General features: G+C 64.9%; 16 protein-coding genes. 12 read left to right on the forward strand and 4 right to left on the reverse strand.

Annotation, left to right across the window (positions count from 1 at the left end):
* Positions 1-58: 58 nt before the first annotated feature.
* Both AB6M95_RS05205 and rnhA read left to right on the forward strand, forming a co-directional pair.
* Positions 59-574: a hypothetical protein gene (locus tag AB6M95_RS05205; protein WP_371385680.1), complete on the forward strand. Its 516-nt coding sequence runs from the start codon at positions 59-61 to the stop codon at positions 572-574.
* A 10-nt stretch (positions 575-584) separates the two neighbouring features.
* Positions 585-1,052 carry a ribonuclease HI gene (gene rnhA, locus AB6M95_RS05210; protein WP_371385708.1) on the forward strand — a complete coding sequence of 156 codons (468 nt, stop codon included), beginning with the start codon at positions 585-587 and terminating at the stop codon, positions 1,050-1,052.
* Positions 1,053-1,574: 522 nt separating this feature from the next.
* On the opposite strand, the gene AB6M95_RS05215 is transcribed toward rnhA, so the two are convergent.
* On the reverse strand, positions 1,575-2,060 hold the full coding sequence (locus AB6M95_RS05215; protein ID WP_371385681.1) for a CinA family protein: 486 nt from the start codon (positions 2,058-2,060) through the stop codon (positions 1,575-1,577).
* Between the two features lie 123 nt (positions 2,061-2,183).
* Here AB6M95_RS05215 and AB6M95_RS05220 point away from each other — a divergent pair, with 123 nt between their 5' ends.
* Entirely contained in the window at positions 2,184-2,570 is a 387-nt protein-coding gene (locus AB6M95_RS05220; protein WP_371385682.1) for a hypothetical protein, read from the forward strand.
* A gap of 71 nt (positions 2,571-2,641) precedes the next feature.
* Positions 2,642-2,995, forward strand: a complete 354-nt coding sequence (locus tag AB6M95_RS05225) for a DVU0772 family protein (protein ID WP_371385683.1) — start codon at positions 2,642-2,644, stop codon at positions 2,993-2,995.
* A 109-nt stretch (positions 2,996-3,104) separates the two neighbouring features.
* Here AB6M95_RS05225 and AB6M95_RS05230 read toward each other — a convergent pair whose 3' ends face one another.
* From AB6M95_RS05230 to AB6M95_RS05240, 3 genes are all read right to left on the reverse strand, one after another.
* Complete coding sequence (locus AB6M95_RS05230; RefSeq protein ID WP_503366744.1) at positions 3,105-4,289, reverse strand: MFS transporter; 1,185 nt, start codon at positions 4,287-4,289, stop codon at positions 3,105-3,107.
* Between the two features lie 133 nt (positions 4,290-4,422).
* Positions 4,423-4,899 (reverse strand): DUF3124 domain-containing protein, encoded by a 477-nt coding sequence (locus tag AB6M95_RS05235; RefSeq protein ID WP_371385684.1) that lies wholly within the window; start codon positions 4,897-4,899, stop codon positions 4,423-4,425.
* A 63-nt stretch (positions 4,900-4,962) separates the two neighbouring features.
* A complete protein-coding gene (locus AB6M95_RS05240; RefSeq protein WP_371385685.1) occupies positions 4,963-5,709 on the reverse strand; it encodes a sulfite exporter TauE/SafE family protein in 747 nt (248 codons plus the stop codon).
* A 99-nt stretch (positions 5,710-5,808) separates the two neighbouring features.
* On the opposite strand from AB6M95_RS05240, the gene argJ reads away from it, so the two are divergent.
* From argJ to AB6M95_RS05280, 8 genes are all read left to right on the forward strand, one after another.
* Positions 5,809-6,990: a bifunctional glutamate N-acetyltransferase/amino-acid acetyltransferase ArgJ gene (gene argJ / locus AB6M95_RS05245; protein ID WP_371385686.1), complete on the forward strand. Its 1,182-nt coding sequence runs from the start codon at positions 5,809-5,811 to the stop codon at positions 6,988-6,990.
* A gap of 165 nt (positions 6,991-7,155) precedes the next feature.
* Positions 7,156-7,770 (forward strand): HD domain-containing protein, encoded by a 615-nt coding sequence (locus AB6M95_RS05250; RefSeq protein WP_371385687.1) that lies wholly within the window; start codon positions 7,156-7,158, stop codon positions 7,768-7,770.
* A gap of 179 nt (positions 7,771-7,949) precedes the next feature.
* The gene (locus AB6M95_RS05255) at positions 7,950-8,753 is read left to right on the forward strand and encodes an MlaE family ABC transporter permease (RefSeq protein WP_371385688.1); all 804 of its coding nucleotides are present in this window, start codon (positions 7,950-7,952) and stop codon (positions 8,751-8,753) included.
* 9 nt (positions 8,754-8,762) lie between these two features.
* Positions 8,763-9,623 (forward strand): ABC transporter ATP-binding protein, encoded by an 861-nt coding sequence (locus tag AB6M95_RS05260; RefSeq protein ID WP_371385689.1) that lies wholly within the window; start codon positions 8,763-8,765, stop codon positions 9,621-9,623.
* Positions 9,611-10,057 carry an outer membrane lipid asymmetry maintenance protein MlaD gene (gene mlaD, locus AB6M95_RS05265; RefSeq protein WP_371385690.1) on the forward strand — a complete coding sequence of 149 codons (447 nt, stop codon included), beginning with the start codon at positions 9,611-9,613 and terminating at the stop codon, positions 10,055-10,057. The genes AB6M95_RS05260 and mlaD overlap by 13 nt, the downstream gene beginning before the upstream one ends.
* A 29-nt stretch (positions 10,058-10,086) precedes the next feature.
* A complete protein-coding gene (locus AB6M95_RS05270; protein WP_371385691.1) occupies positions 10,087-10,719 on the forward strand; it encodes a Tgt2/MlaC family protein in 633 nt (210 codons plus the stop codon).
* Positions 10,719-11,555 carry an MlaA family lipoprotein gene (locus AB6M95_RS05275; RefSeq protein WP_371385692.1) on the forward strand — a complete coding sequence of 279 codons (837 nt, stop codon included), beginning with the start codon at positions 10,719-10,721 and terminating at the stop codon, positions 11,553-11,555. Before AB6M95_RS05270 ends, AB6M95_RS05275 begins: the two co-directional genes overlap by 1 nt.
* Positions 11,556-11,582: 27 nt before the next feature.
* Positions 11,583-12,062, forward strand: a complete 480-nt coding sequence (locus AB6M95_RS05280) for a metallophosphoesterase family protein (RefSeq protein WP_371385693.1) — start codon at positions 11,583-11,585, stop codon at positions 12,060-12,062.
* The last annotated feature ends 1 nt before the right edge of the window (position 12,063 follow it).

Raw genomic sequence — 12,063 nt, forward strand, 5'->3', positions numbered from 1 at the left:
AAGCCCGGGGCTTCCCTGCGCCCTTGCCTGAAATCTTCCCGCACGATAGAAAGCGGAAATGCGCCGCATCAACATCCCCCGAGTGCACGGTTCCACGCCCAGGGAAAAGGTCATCCGCTCCCTGGCGCTCGTCCTGGTCTTCGCCGCCGTCATCTGGGCGTTCATGAAGAACAACGAGCACGTGGTCGAGGTCCTGAACCAGCAGAGCGCCGTGTACGACGAGACCGGCTCCCTGACCAAGGACCAGAAGAAGATGATCGTCTCCTTCACCCAGACCCTGCGCGACAAGTGGGGGCTCAACAGCAAGATCCAGGTCTACGGCGGGGACTTCGTGGTTCCGGACCTGGACGACAAGACCCTGTACATCGGCCTGGCCCCGGCCATCGGCGTGGCCGAGCTGCGCTTTCCGCCGCTGCTGCGTACCGCCTTCGGCCCGGAATTCATCCAGTCCCTCAAGACCTCCTTCCTGCTCCCGTCCTTCCAGGAGGGCGACTGGCCCCTGGCCATCCAGGAGGTCCTGGTGGAAATCCTCAAGAAACTCGATTCATTGAACAAGGAGAACAAGAGTGAGTGATCGCGTGACCATGTATACGGACGGTTCCTGCCTGGGCAACCCCGGCCCCGGCGGCTACGGCGCGGTCCTTATCTGCGGCGAATACAAGGGCGAAAACGCCGACAACTACAAGGAACTCGCCCAGGGCTACAAGCGGACCACCAATAACCGCATGGAACTGCTCGCCGTCATCGTCGGCCTGTCCTCCCTCACCCGCCCCTGCACCGTGGACCTCTGGACCGACTCCAAATACGTCCAACAGGCCATCACCCAGCGCTGGCTCAAGAACTGGCAACGCAACGGCTGGAAAACCGCCGCCAAGAAACCGGTTAAGAATCAGGACCTCTGGCGCCGCCTCATGCCCCTCATCGAAGAACACGACGTCACCTTCCACTGGGTCAAGGGACACGCCGGACACCTGCTCAACGAACGCGTCGACGACCTCGCCAGGGGAGCGGCCTCGGGCCGCGACCTGCTGGTCGACGAGGGCATGGAGTAGGAAACGCCTCCGGCGGCCGGGGCGCTGCCCCGGACCCCGCCAGGGAACCTTTTGGAAAAGGTTCCCTGGACCCTCCAAAACTTTTTGTGTGCCTTCGGCAGAGGCGTGCGTGTGCGTGGAACAGGCTGTTTCGCGTGGAGTTGGCGCGAACCCTTCGGGACGGTTGCCAACGCCGCAGGTGAGGTCGGGCAGAACTTATTCAATCGGTTTGGCGGCGTTTTCTTGTGGCGGCTAAAAAAAGTGCTTTCATCCGCTTTCCGTCTCGCCCCCAAAAATAACCCGCGATTTCGGTCGGAAAAAACGGCGTGCTCCTTCACGAGAAGAAGCACGCCGTTTTTTCCGAACGAAATCGCACACCGGCACGGCGGGAGGCGTTCCTTGCCAGCCTTCCTTGCCGCACGCACCTGAGCGAAGCGAACATGGGCGTGCAGGGGGCCTTGCTCCCTGCCGGGTCCAGGGCAGCGCCCTGGTCTCCCCGAAGGGGCCGCCGGAGGCTTCCCCCCAGGCATCCTTCCGCCCGTGCTACTTGGTCACGCTGAGCAATCCGTTGATGGCGGCCATGACGGTCTGGCTTTTGACCTGGTCTCTGGTCCCCTGGAAGTTGTATCGTTTGGCGCGGGTGCCGCCGGGCCAGGCCCAGGCGATCCAGACAGTGCCGACCGGTTTGTCCGGGGTGCCGCCCGAGGGTCCGGCGATGCCGGAGATGGCCACGGACACGTCCGCGCCGATGGTCTTGAGCACGCCCTGGGCCATGGCCAGGACGACCGGTTCGGAGACCGCGCCGTGTTGTTCCAGGGTGTCGGCGGGCACGCCCAGGAGCTTGTTCTTGACCGTGTTGGAGTAGGCGACCACGGACCCGGCGAACCATTCGGAGCTGCCGGGGGTGTCGGTCAGGGTGCTGGCCAGCAGGCCGCCGGTGCAGGACTCGGCGGTGGCCAGGAAGCGATCTTCGACGCGCAGGCATTCGCCCACTTCGGCCACGGCCCGCGAGATGAGATAGGTATCCATGTTGTTCCTCCGTGCCATGGTTCTACAAAAACCCGTAATGGGTTGCAATGACGGCGAAGTCGTTTGTATGGTCGGATTGGAGGGAGCATGGTCGTCACGCCGTCGTCATTGTTCGCGCTCGCGGTGTCCAGGCACCGGCAGCCGTGGAACTGGAGCCTGCATCTGGCGGCCCTGGTCCTGTTCGGCCTGGCGCTGTTCACGCACGGGTATCTCCTGCTGGCCGCCTCGCTGATCCTGCTGGGCGCGGGTTTTTTCGAGCTGGGCCTGGACGGGCCGCCGGACAACCGGTGGTTCCGGTTCGTGCGCGGCGGCGTGGAGTGGGAGAAGAACTGGTCGGCCGCGCCGTGGAACCGGGTGAAGTGGTCGCGGCTGGCGATCGTGGTGCTGGTGGGCGGGCTGTCGGTCTGGGCCCTGTGGACCCAGGAGCTGGCGGCGGTGATGCTCCTGGCCGGGTTCGCGGTGCTGGCCTGGGTGGTGCGCCAGAACCGGGAGAACGGCATCGACCCGTGAGCGCCGGGGTGGACAGGATGCCGGATGGGACCTATTATCAAAAAATGGAATAAATACCTTTTGGAGGGAATATGAGCGACGACACCAACGCCTGCAAGCAGTGGCTGAACGAAGTGAACTGGGACATGATCCACGAGGATGCCGTCACCCTGTACCTGGAATGGGGCAACAACAACTACCGTGACGCCATGCGTTCGCCGGTGACCACGTCCGGCGAGTATTCCGTGTATTTCGCCATCGACACCTGGGCCGAGCCCAAGGTGGTGCTCATGCGCATGAACAACTACGGTTCGACCGTTCTCTGCTCCAAGAAGATTCCCGAGGACCTGGCCAAGGAGCTGGTCGACGAGATCAAGGGCATCAAGGGCATCCTCGAACTGACCCCGCCCATCAAGGCGTGGCTGATGAAGGAACTGGAGGCCTAGGGGCCCGCCCGTGCCGTAATTCCTCGGCGTCGAATACGACAAGCCCGCGACCGCATGCCTCGAAGGCTGTGGTCGCGGGTTTTTTTGCGCGTTGTTTCGGCGGCCGTGGTTACGCTGTCGTCTGCCCGCCCCCGTTCTGGCTCAGCAGGTAGGCCGAGGCCAGCGCGCCCGCCAGGCCGACCAGCCCGGCCACGATGAAGGCCGTGGGGATGGCGGACCAGTCCACGATCAGGCCGAGCACCAGGGGGCCCGTGACCTGCCCGAGGCTCATGGAGGAGGTGAACGCCCCGGCGGCCGCGCCCATGCCGTGGATGCGGCCCCGCTCGGTCTGGATGGCGATGCAGGCGGCGCGGGACACCGCGCTGAGCAGCCCCATGGCCAGGGAGAGCAGGAAGAACATGACCATGGACCGGCAGTAGGCGATGGCGCACATGGACAGGGCGGCCAGGACGCCGCCCCAGAACACGAAGGCGACCCGGTGGCGGGGAAACCGGTCCACGAGCAGGCCGCAGGGGTACTGGACCAGGGAACCGGCGAGCATGTAGCTCGACAGGACGACCCCGACCCCGGTGACGCTGGCCCCGCTGGCCTTGACCGCCAGCATGGGGAAAAAGGAGTTGAAGCCCCAGCGGTAGAAGCCGCGCGTGGCGAAGTAGGTCATGACCCCCCACATGGGGCGGTCGCGGAAGATGGGCAGCAGCCCTTTGAACCCGGACGGGGATTTCCCGGACCTGGGCGCGGAGGCCGGGGCGTCGGGCACCAGGAACAGGATCAGCAGCAGGGCGAGGAGCGACAGGGCGCTCATGGCGTAGAAGGGCGCGGCCATGCCGTAGTGGTCGCACAGCCAGCCGCCCAGGTAGGGGCCTCCGGCCATGCCCATGAACATGGACATGAAGTACAGGTTCCCGATACGCCCCTCCTGCCCCACCGGGGTGATGTCGCCCACGTAGGACTGGGCCACGGGCGTGACCAGCACGCTGGCGCCGCCCTGGATCAGGCGGATGAGCAGGAGCAGGGCCGGGGAGTCGGCGGACACGTAAGCCAGGGACACGGCGATGAACAGGATCAGCCCCGCCATGAGGATGCGCTTTTTCCGGTGCTGGTCGGCGAATCGCCCCACCAGGGGGGCCAGGAAGAGGCGCGACAGGGCGAACCCGGAAAAGATCGCGCCGATCTGGAAGCCCGACGCGCCCATGCCGTGGGCGTACAGGGGCAGGATGGGGGCGATGACGCCGATGCCGAGCATGACGACAACGGTGGAGATGAACAGGCTGGTGAATACGCTGGATTTCATTGTTTCGGTCTTGTTCTCACGACGGCTCGCGGGCCGGGTCGCACCGTTCCCTTCCCCGGTTCGGGGCGGAGCCGTGCGGGCGGGATGCGGATTGCGCGTGGATTGCGGGCGGGCGACTCAGGGCCGCCGGGCGTCAGTTCTCTTCGATGGCCACGCCGTCGCAGACGAACGAGATGCCCTGCCCGGAGGCGGTCCCGATCATGACCGCCTGGATGACGGGCACGGCGGCGCCGCCTTCGGCCTGCCACCGGACCGTGAAGTTGGCCCCGGACCCGCCGGACTGGTCGCGCTCGGACACGTAGACCTCGCGGGTGCCCATGGGCGGGATGGACACCGGGGCGGCGAAGTGGTCCTTCACCAGGGTGCCGTGGTTGTCGTAGTACTTCACCGAGGTCACGGTGATGGTCCGCTTCTGGTCCACGTTGCGGATGGAGAGAAGGGCGGACAGGTTGTACGGTTTGCCCTTGGGGCCCTGGTAGATGTGGGAGTATATGGGCACGTACACGGTCTGTCCGCTCGACACGTTGAGCTTGCGCCCGGCCAGGGCGGGCAGGCTGAGGACGGCCACGGCCAGGATGGCCGCGATCAGGCGAAGGGACGTGGTGCGCATGGGAGCTCCTTGGATATCCGATTTGAAACCAGAATAGGCCGGTTCCGGGCCGGAAGGCAAGGACTAGAGAAAGGCGCGGACGACCAGCCCGACGCCGAGGAGCCCGATGAGGGCGAAGACGATCTTGCGGAAGGTGGCCTCGGGCAGCCTGCGCCGGACCTTGCCGCCGACATATATGCCCAGGAACACGGGAATCAGCCCGGCGAGGGAGACCACGACCACCTCCAGGGAGACCAGCCCTAGCTTGTTCAGGCCCACGAGCATGATGATCGAGGACAGGGTGAAGGAGGTGTTGATGGCCTGGACGAGTTCGTCTTTTGAGATAGGCAGGGCCATGAGATAGGGCAGGATGGGCATGATCTGCGAGCCGGTCAGGCCGTTGACCGCGCCGGTGATCAGGCCCACGGCGCAGTCCAGGAGCGGCCGCTGGGTCAGGCGCAGGGTGCCGCCCCACAGCCCGCCCCCGCCGTAGAGGATCATGGCCGCGCCCAGGACCAGGCGGGGCATGGCCGAGGAGCTGCCGCCCAGCAGCCACAGGCCCAGCCCCAGGCCGGGCAGGGCGGCCAGGAACATGAACTTGAAGCGGCGCAGGATGGGCAGGAAGCCGCCCGCGTCGATCATGACCAGGGCATTGGAGAGCAGCGACGGAATGATCACCAGGGGGATGGCCACGCGCATGTCCAGGTAGGCGGCCATGATGCCCAGGCAGGTGGTGGCGAACCCGAGACCGGCCGTACCCTTGAGAAAGGCGGCGAAGAAGAACGTGAAGAATATCAGCGCGAGGGTGAGCGGGTCCATGACGACTGCCATACGCCCGTGCGCCGCCCGAGGCAACCATTTCCCTCTTTTCAGCGGGCCGACTCTGCGTTATGGCTGTGGTCGATTCGAAAACAGCATCCGGAGAACCCGATGAAAATACCCGTTGGATACAGCTTCGCCGCGGTCGCGGCGTCGTTCAAGAAGCCCGGCAAACTCGACCTGGGGGCCATTGTCAGCCGGACTCCGGCCGTGGCCGCCGGGGTGTTCACGACCAACAAGTTCAAGGCCGCGCCCGTGCTCCAGTGCCAGGAGATGCTGGCCGACGGCCGGAAGATGTCCGGCTTCCTGGCCAACTCCGGCCAGGCCAACGCCTGCACCGGCGACCAGGGCCGCGCCAACTGCCGCGAGACCCTGAATCTGGCGGCCAGGGCGCTCGACGTCCCGGCCGACGAGCTGCTGCCCGCCTCCACCGGGGTCATCGGCGCGCAGTTCGACATGGGCAAGTGGGAGGCGGCCATGCCCGCCCTCAAGGAGAGCCTGGCCACGGCCGGGCCCGAGGACACGGCCCGGGCGATCATGACCACGGACACGGTGCACAAGCTGGCCGAGGCGTCCTTCGAGCTCAAGGGCGGCGAGGTCCGTCTGCTCGGCATGTGCAAGGGCGCGGGCATGATCTCGCCGAAGATGGCCACCATGCTCTGCTTCGTGGCCTGCGACGCGGACATCTCGGCCGAGGCGTGGCAGACCATGCTGGCCGACTGCGTGAACCTGACCATCAACCGGGTGACCGTGGACGGCGACATGTCCACCAACGACTGCGTCATGGCCCTGGCCAACGGCGAGTCGGGCGTGGCCATCGAGTCCGAGGACGACTACGTGCTGCTGCGCAAGCACCTGCTCTCCGTGCTGGAGGAGCTGGCCTACAAGATCGTCATGGACGCCGAGGGCGGCACCAAGGTGGCCTTCATCGAGGTCTCGGGCGCGAAGAACGACCTGGACGCCGAGAAGGTCGCCCGGGCCGTGGGCAACTCGCCCCTGGTCAAGACCGCGCTGTTCGGCTCGGACCCCAACTGGGGCCGGATCATCTGCGCGGCGGGCTACTCGGGCGCGGACTTCAAGGCCGAGGACCTGGTCCTCAAGATCGGCGGCGTGCTGGTCTTCCGCAACGGCACCCCGGAGCCGGGCAACATGGACGACCTGCTGAAGCCGATCATGAAGGAGCGGGACATCGTCATCCACATCAACGTGGGCGACGGCCCGGGCTCCTCCATGCTCCTGGCGAGCGACCTGACCCGCGAATACATTTCCATCAACGCGGATTACCGCAGTTAACTAAATAAAGATATATACCGACCCCCCATCCGCATCCCGCTCCGCCGAAGGCGGACCAAAAAGTTTAGGAAGGGAGAGGGGATGGGGGTCCGGGGGAAGGGGAGAGGGAAAGCCCTTTTCAAAGGGTTTCCCTCTCCCCTTCCCCCGGCCGCCGGAGGCACCCCCATGGCAGACATGAAAGCGCGCGGCAGGATGACCCGCATAGTGGACTTTTTGAACGAGTGCGGGATGCTGCGCAAGACGCCGAGGACCGGGTACCAGTTTCTGGGCACGGGCTCGGAGAACGTGGCCGAGCATTCGTTCCGCACGGCGGTCATCGGCCATGTTTTGGCCCTGATGGCCGGGGCGGACGTGGCCCGGACCACGTACATGTGCCTGTTCCACGACCTGCACGAGGCGCGCACCGGGGACTTCAATTACGTGGCCCACATCTACAACAAGTCCGAACGCACCAGGGTGCTCGAACACGCCACCGAGGGCACGGGCCTGGGCGAGGAGATCCTCGGGTACTGGAAGGAGCTGGAGGAGACCGAGACCCTGGAGGCCAAGCTTGCCCAGGACGCGGACCAGCTGGACTTCATCATGAATCTGAAGGAAGAGCTGGACCTCGGCAACAAGTATGCCGGGCAGTGGCTGGGGGACGCGGTCAAGCGCGTGCGCACGCAGTGGGGCCGGGAATTGGCCGAAACCGTGATGAAGACGGACCACAAGGAATGGTGGTTTCTCGGCCCGGACCGGGACTGGTGGGCGCGCAAGAACGGCAAGTCCGGGAAGGAGTAAGCCGGGCGGTCGGGAACCCATCCTGATTCCATGGTAAATAAATTTAACGGTCTTGCCGTTTATATTTATATTCGGTAAAGATGCCAAATTGGATGATGCGCTGTCCGTCTTCTCCGGTTGATGGAAAGCGATTGTCGGGGGCGGCGCGAGCCGCCGTCCAAGGGCGGGGAGCCATTCACATGACGGAGAAAACACGCGGGGCAGCCGTGCCTCTGTTTCCCTGCGGGATTTGCCGCGAGGTCGTGGACGAGATCGGGAGTCTGACTCTCTTTCTCCTCGACTCTCTGCGGCTCGTCTTTGCGGGTCTGGGGCAGTTTCCCAAGATAGTCCGCCAGATATATTTCATCGGCGTGCAGTCCGTGTCGGTCATCGCCCTTATCGGGCTGTTCACCGGCATGGTCATGGGCATGCAGCTCTACTACGCCCTGTCCGTGTTCGGCGCGGACGGCTTCCTGGGCACGGGCGTGGCCCTGTCCATGGTCCGCGAGCTGGCCCCGGTGCTGACCGCGATCATGCTCACGGGCCGGGCCGGATCGGCCATGACCGCCGAGATCGGGGTCATGCGCATCTCCGAGCAGATCGACGCCCTGACCATCATGGACGTCAATCCCATGCGCTACCTGGTGGCCCCGAAGATGGCCGCCTGTCTGATCAGCTTTCCGCTGCTGACCGCGTTCTTCAATCTCATCGCCCTGTGGGGCGGCTGGCTGACCGGCGTGAAGCTGCTCGGCGCCAACGCGGGCGTGTACTGGTCGCGGGTGTCCAGCTCCCTGGACTGGGCCGACATCGAGGGCGGGTTCATCAAGTCCATCGTCTTCGGCGTGCTGGTCTGCACCATCTGCTGTTTCGAGGGCTATTACACCCATCTGCGGTCCGGCCATGCCGGTCCCGAGGGCGTCAGCCAGTCCACCACCAACGCGGTGGTCAAGTCCTGCGTCGTCATCCTGGCGGCGGATTACATCCTGACATCGCTGTTGTGGTAGGGGAGAGGCGTGAGTACGGCACCGAGCATACGACTGGAGGACCTGACCGTGGGATACGGCGACACGCCCGTGGTCAGCGATCTGAACATAGAATTTCCCGGCGGCAAGCTGTCCATGATCGTGGGCGGCTCGGGCTCCGGCAAGTCCACCGTGCTCAAGCACATCCTGGGGCTGCAGCCGCCCATGGGCGGGCGCATCCTGATGGGCGGCCACGACCTGGGCGGGATGACGGCCCGGCAGGCGCACTGCATGCGCCAGCGCACGGGCGTGCTCTTCCAGGACGGCGCGCTCCTCGGGTCGCTGAGGCTCAAGGACAACGTGGCCCTGCCCCTGCGCGAGCACACCCGGCTCAAGGAGCCGGAGATCATGCGCATCGTCCAGGACCGGCTCGAAATGGTCGGCCTGGGGCACGCCCTGGAGCTGTTCCCCAACGAGCTGTCCGGCGGCATGCGCAAGCGGGCCGGGCTGGCGCGGGCCCTGGTCATGGACCCGCAGGTGCTGTTCTGCGACGAGCCGACCTCCGGGCTGGACCCGGTGCTCTCGGCCGAGCTGGACCAGCTCCTGCTGGAAATGATGTGCCACTTCGATATGACCATGGTCGTGGTCACCCACGACCTGGCGAGCATGCGCGGGCTGGCCGATTTCGTGGTCATCCTGGGCGAGCGCCGCTGCCTGTACCAGGGGACCATCGAGGAACTGGAAAAGACCACCGACCCGTATCTGCGGCGGTTCCTGGACCGTAAGGCCGAGGAGCGGGACGCTCCGAGGCTGACCATGCCGCCCATAGACCCGGCCATGATGAGAATCGACTGCACCAAGGCCCTGGGCGAAAAAATCTCCATCCGGAAGGACGAGCGATGTTCAAAATAAAGAAAGAGACAGCAGTGGGGATCTTCGTGATCATGGGGCTGCTGGCCGTTGTCTACATGAGCGTCAAGCTGGGCAACGTGCAGCTGTTTTCGGACAAGTATTACGAGATCAAGGCGAATTTCACCGACATCTCGGGGCTCAAGGTCAACGCCCCGGTGCAGATGTTCGGCGTGGACATAGGCTTTGTGAGCGAAATCGGCCTGGACCAGAAGAAGGGCGTGGCCACGGTCACCATGATGCTCCTCAAGGAAGTGCAGCTTACCGACGACGCCATCGCCGCCATCAAGACCAACGGATTGATCGGCGACAAGTACGTGAAGATAGCTCCGGGCGGGGTCGGCGATCCGGTCAAGCCGGGCGACACCCTGTTCAACACCCTGCCGGCTGTGGACCTTGAGGACCTGATCAGCAAGTTCGCCTTCGGCTCGGTATAGAAAACAGGCTCACCATGAATAGGAAATGTATGTCGTATAGAAGAATCGCATTGGCCCTTGTCCTGAGCTGCCTCATGGCCGTCGGCGCGTACGCCGCCGTGCCCGCGCAGTCTCCCACCGACCGCGTGCGCGAGGGCGTGGACCGGATCGTCAAGATGCTGTCCGATCCCGGCATGCAGGACCCGGCCCATCACGACGAGGCCATCAGCCGCCTGCGCGAGGTGGCCGAGCAGTACATCGACTTCGGCCTGGTCACCAAATACGCCGTGGGACGGCCCTGGCTGGACATGTCCCCGGACCTGCGCAAACGGCTCGTCGACGCCTTCGTCAAGCTCCTGGAACGCTCCTATCTGAAGCGCATCCCCGCCTACGGCGGGCAGGACGTGACCTACACGCGCGAGGAGATCGAAGGCAACAACGCAAAGGTCCAGACGGAAATCATTGACAAAGACAAAAAAATAGTAGTTGAATTTCGTTTGAAAATCGTTCAAGGACAGTGGATGATTTATGATGTCGTCGCCGAGGGCGTGAGCCTGGTGATGAATTATCGGAGTCAGTTCGCCGAGGTCCTGAACAAGGGAACCGGCGAGGATTTGCTGAAAACGATCCAGAATCGCATCGACCAGATCGATCAGGGCAAAGAGGAAGAATCGGCATCGTGATGAGGGGACACAAAACGGGCTTTAGCCTGATGACCATCGTGCTGACCACCGCGCTTCTGCTTGGAGCGGCGGGGGTCTGTCTCGCCGCGGAGGTCCCGGCCGAACCCGTCACCGTGGCCCAGTTCGGTGGCGAGCCCGCCGCCGCGCCTTCCACCACCTCCGGCTCCGCCTCCGATTTCGACGAGTTCGACGCCCAGTACAGCGACCAGCCCCTGGTCAGCGACCCCCTGTCCGGCTGGAACCGGTTCTGGTTCCAGATCAACGACAGCCTCTACCGGGGCGTGTTCCGGCCCATGGCCCAGGGCTACGCCTGGGTGGTCCCGCCGCGCCCCCGGACCTGGGTCTCCAATTTCTTCACCAACCTGCTCTTCCCGGTCCGGTTCCTCAACGACCTGCTGACCGGCAAGTGGGACGCCGCCTACATGGAGACCTCCAAGTTCGTGGCCAACACCTCGTTCGGCGTACTCGGCCTGGGCGACGTCACCGAGGGCATGCCCAGGAACTGGGAGCCCGAACGGCCCACGGCCGACGGCTTCGACCAGACCCTGGGCAAGGCCGGGTTCGGCCCCGGCATCTATCTCGTCTGGCCGTTCATCGGCCCCAGCTCCATCCGGGGCACCGTGGGCTGGGTGGCGGACGCGTACTGCGACCCGCTGACCTACGGCCGGTTCACATTCCTCGAGTTCCTGGGCATCCGCGCCTACAAGAACCTGAACGATCTCTCCCTGCAGCTCGAGGGCAACGAGTACGAGACCCTGACCGCCGGCGCGGTGGACAAGTACGCCGCGGTCCGTGACGCCTACATCCGCTACCGCGCCAAGAAGGTTGCCGAATAGGCTCACGCTTTTTCCCCTTTCCCGACCATGCAGATCGCCGTTATTTCGGACACCCATATGGGCACGCCGCCCTCCTGGCTCGACGCCGTCTATGACCGCTGGCTCGGCCCGTCCGACGCGCTCATCCACTGCGGGGACATCACCTCCTCGGCGACCTGGTCCTACTTTCTGCGGCACGACAACTTCCTGTGCGTGCGCGGCAACTGCGACTGGGACCCGGAGCTGGCCGGGCGGCTGGAGCCCATGCTCACCGCGCAGGTCGGCCCGCTCACCGTGGGCGTGACCCACGGCTGGGGGCCGCGCTCCCAGGTGCCGGTCAAGGTGGCCCAGGCGTTCGGTCCGGGGTGCGACCTGGTCTGCTACGGCCACACCCACGCTCGCGACTGGTCCGTGGTCGACGGCGTCCAGTTGGTCAATCCCGGATCGCTGGGCGAGAGCGGCTCCCTGGCCCTGGTCCGGGTGGACGGCGACGGCGGGCTGTGCTGCGAGTTCGTCGACGTTTTCTAGC

This window comes from Pseudodesulfovibrio karagichevae, from assembly GCF_041414475.1.
In the GTDB taxonomy this organism is placed as follows: Bacteria; Desulfobacterota; Desulfovibrionia; order Desulfovibrionales; family Desulfovibrionaceae; genus Pseudodesulfovibrio; species Pseudodesulfovibrio karagichevae.

What these genes read in the sequence shown, in the direction of transcription:
- AB6M95_RS05205 (WP_371385680.1), top strand. Translation starts at nt 59, where the DNA reads ATGCGCCGCATCAACATCCCCCGAGTGCACGGTTCCACGCCCAGGGAA.
- rnhA (WP_371385708.1), top strand. Translation starts at nt 585, where the DNA reads ATGTATACGGACGGTTCCTGCCTGGGCAACCCCGGCCCCGGCGGCTAC.
- AB6M95_RS05215 (WP_371385681.1), bottom strand. Translation starts at nt 2,060, where the DNA reads ATGGATACCTATCTCATCTCGCGGGCCGTGGCCGAAGTGGGCGAATGC.
- AB6M95_RS05225 (WP_371385683.1), top strand. Translation starts at nt 2,642, where the DNA reads ATGAGCGACGACACCAACGCCTGCAAGCAGTGGCTGAACGAAGTGAAC.
- AB6M95_RS05230 (WP_503366744.1), bottom strand. Translation starts at nt 4,289, where the DNA reads ATGAAATCCAGCGTATTCACCAGCCTGTTCATCTCCACCGTTGTCGTC.
- AB6M95_RS05235 (WP_371385684.1), bottom strand. Translation starts at nt 4,899, where the DNA reads ATGCGCACCACGTCCCTTCGCCTGATCGCGGCCATCCTGGCCGTGGCC.
- AB6M95_RS05240 (WP_371385685.1), bottom strand. Translation starts at nt 5,709, where the DNA reads ATGGCAGTCGTCATGGACCCGCTCACCCTCGCGCTGATATTCTTCACG.
- argJ (WP_371385686.1), top strand. Translation starts at nt 5,809, where the DNA reads ATGAAAATACCCGTTGGATACAGCTTCGCCGCGGTCGCGGCGTCGTTC.
- AB6M95_RS05250 (WP_371385687.1), top strand. Translation starts at nt 7,156, where the DNA reads ATGGCAGACATGAAAGCGCGCGGCAGGATGACCCGCATAGTGGACTTT.
- AB6M95_RS05255 (WP_371385688.1), top strand. Translation starts at nt 7,950, where the DNA reads ATGACGGAGAAAACACGCGGGGCAGCCGTGCCTCTGTTTCCCTGCGGG.
- mlaD (WP_371385690.1), top strand. Translation starts at nt 9,611, where the DNA reads ATGTTCAAAATAAAGAAAGAGACAGCAGTGGGGATCTTCGTGATCATG.
- AB6M95_RS05270 (WP_371385691.1), top strand. Translation starts at nt 10,087, where the DNA reads ATGTCGTATAGAAGAATCGCATTGGCCCTTGTCCTGAGCTGCCTCATG.
- AB6M95_RS05275 (WP_371385692.1), top strand. Translation starts at nt 10,719, where the DNA reads ATGAGGGGACACAAAACGGGCTTTAGCCTGATGACCATCGTGCTGACC.
- AB6M95_RS05280 (WP_371385693.1), top strand. Translation starts at nt 11,583, where the DNA reads ATGCAGATCGCCGTTATTTCGGACACCCATATGGGCACGCCGCCCTCC.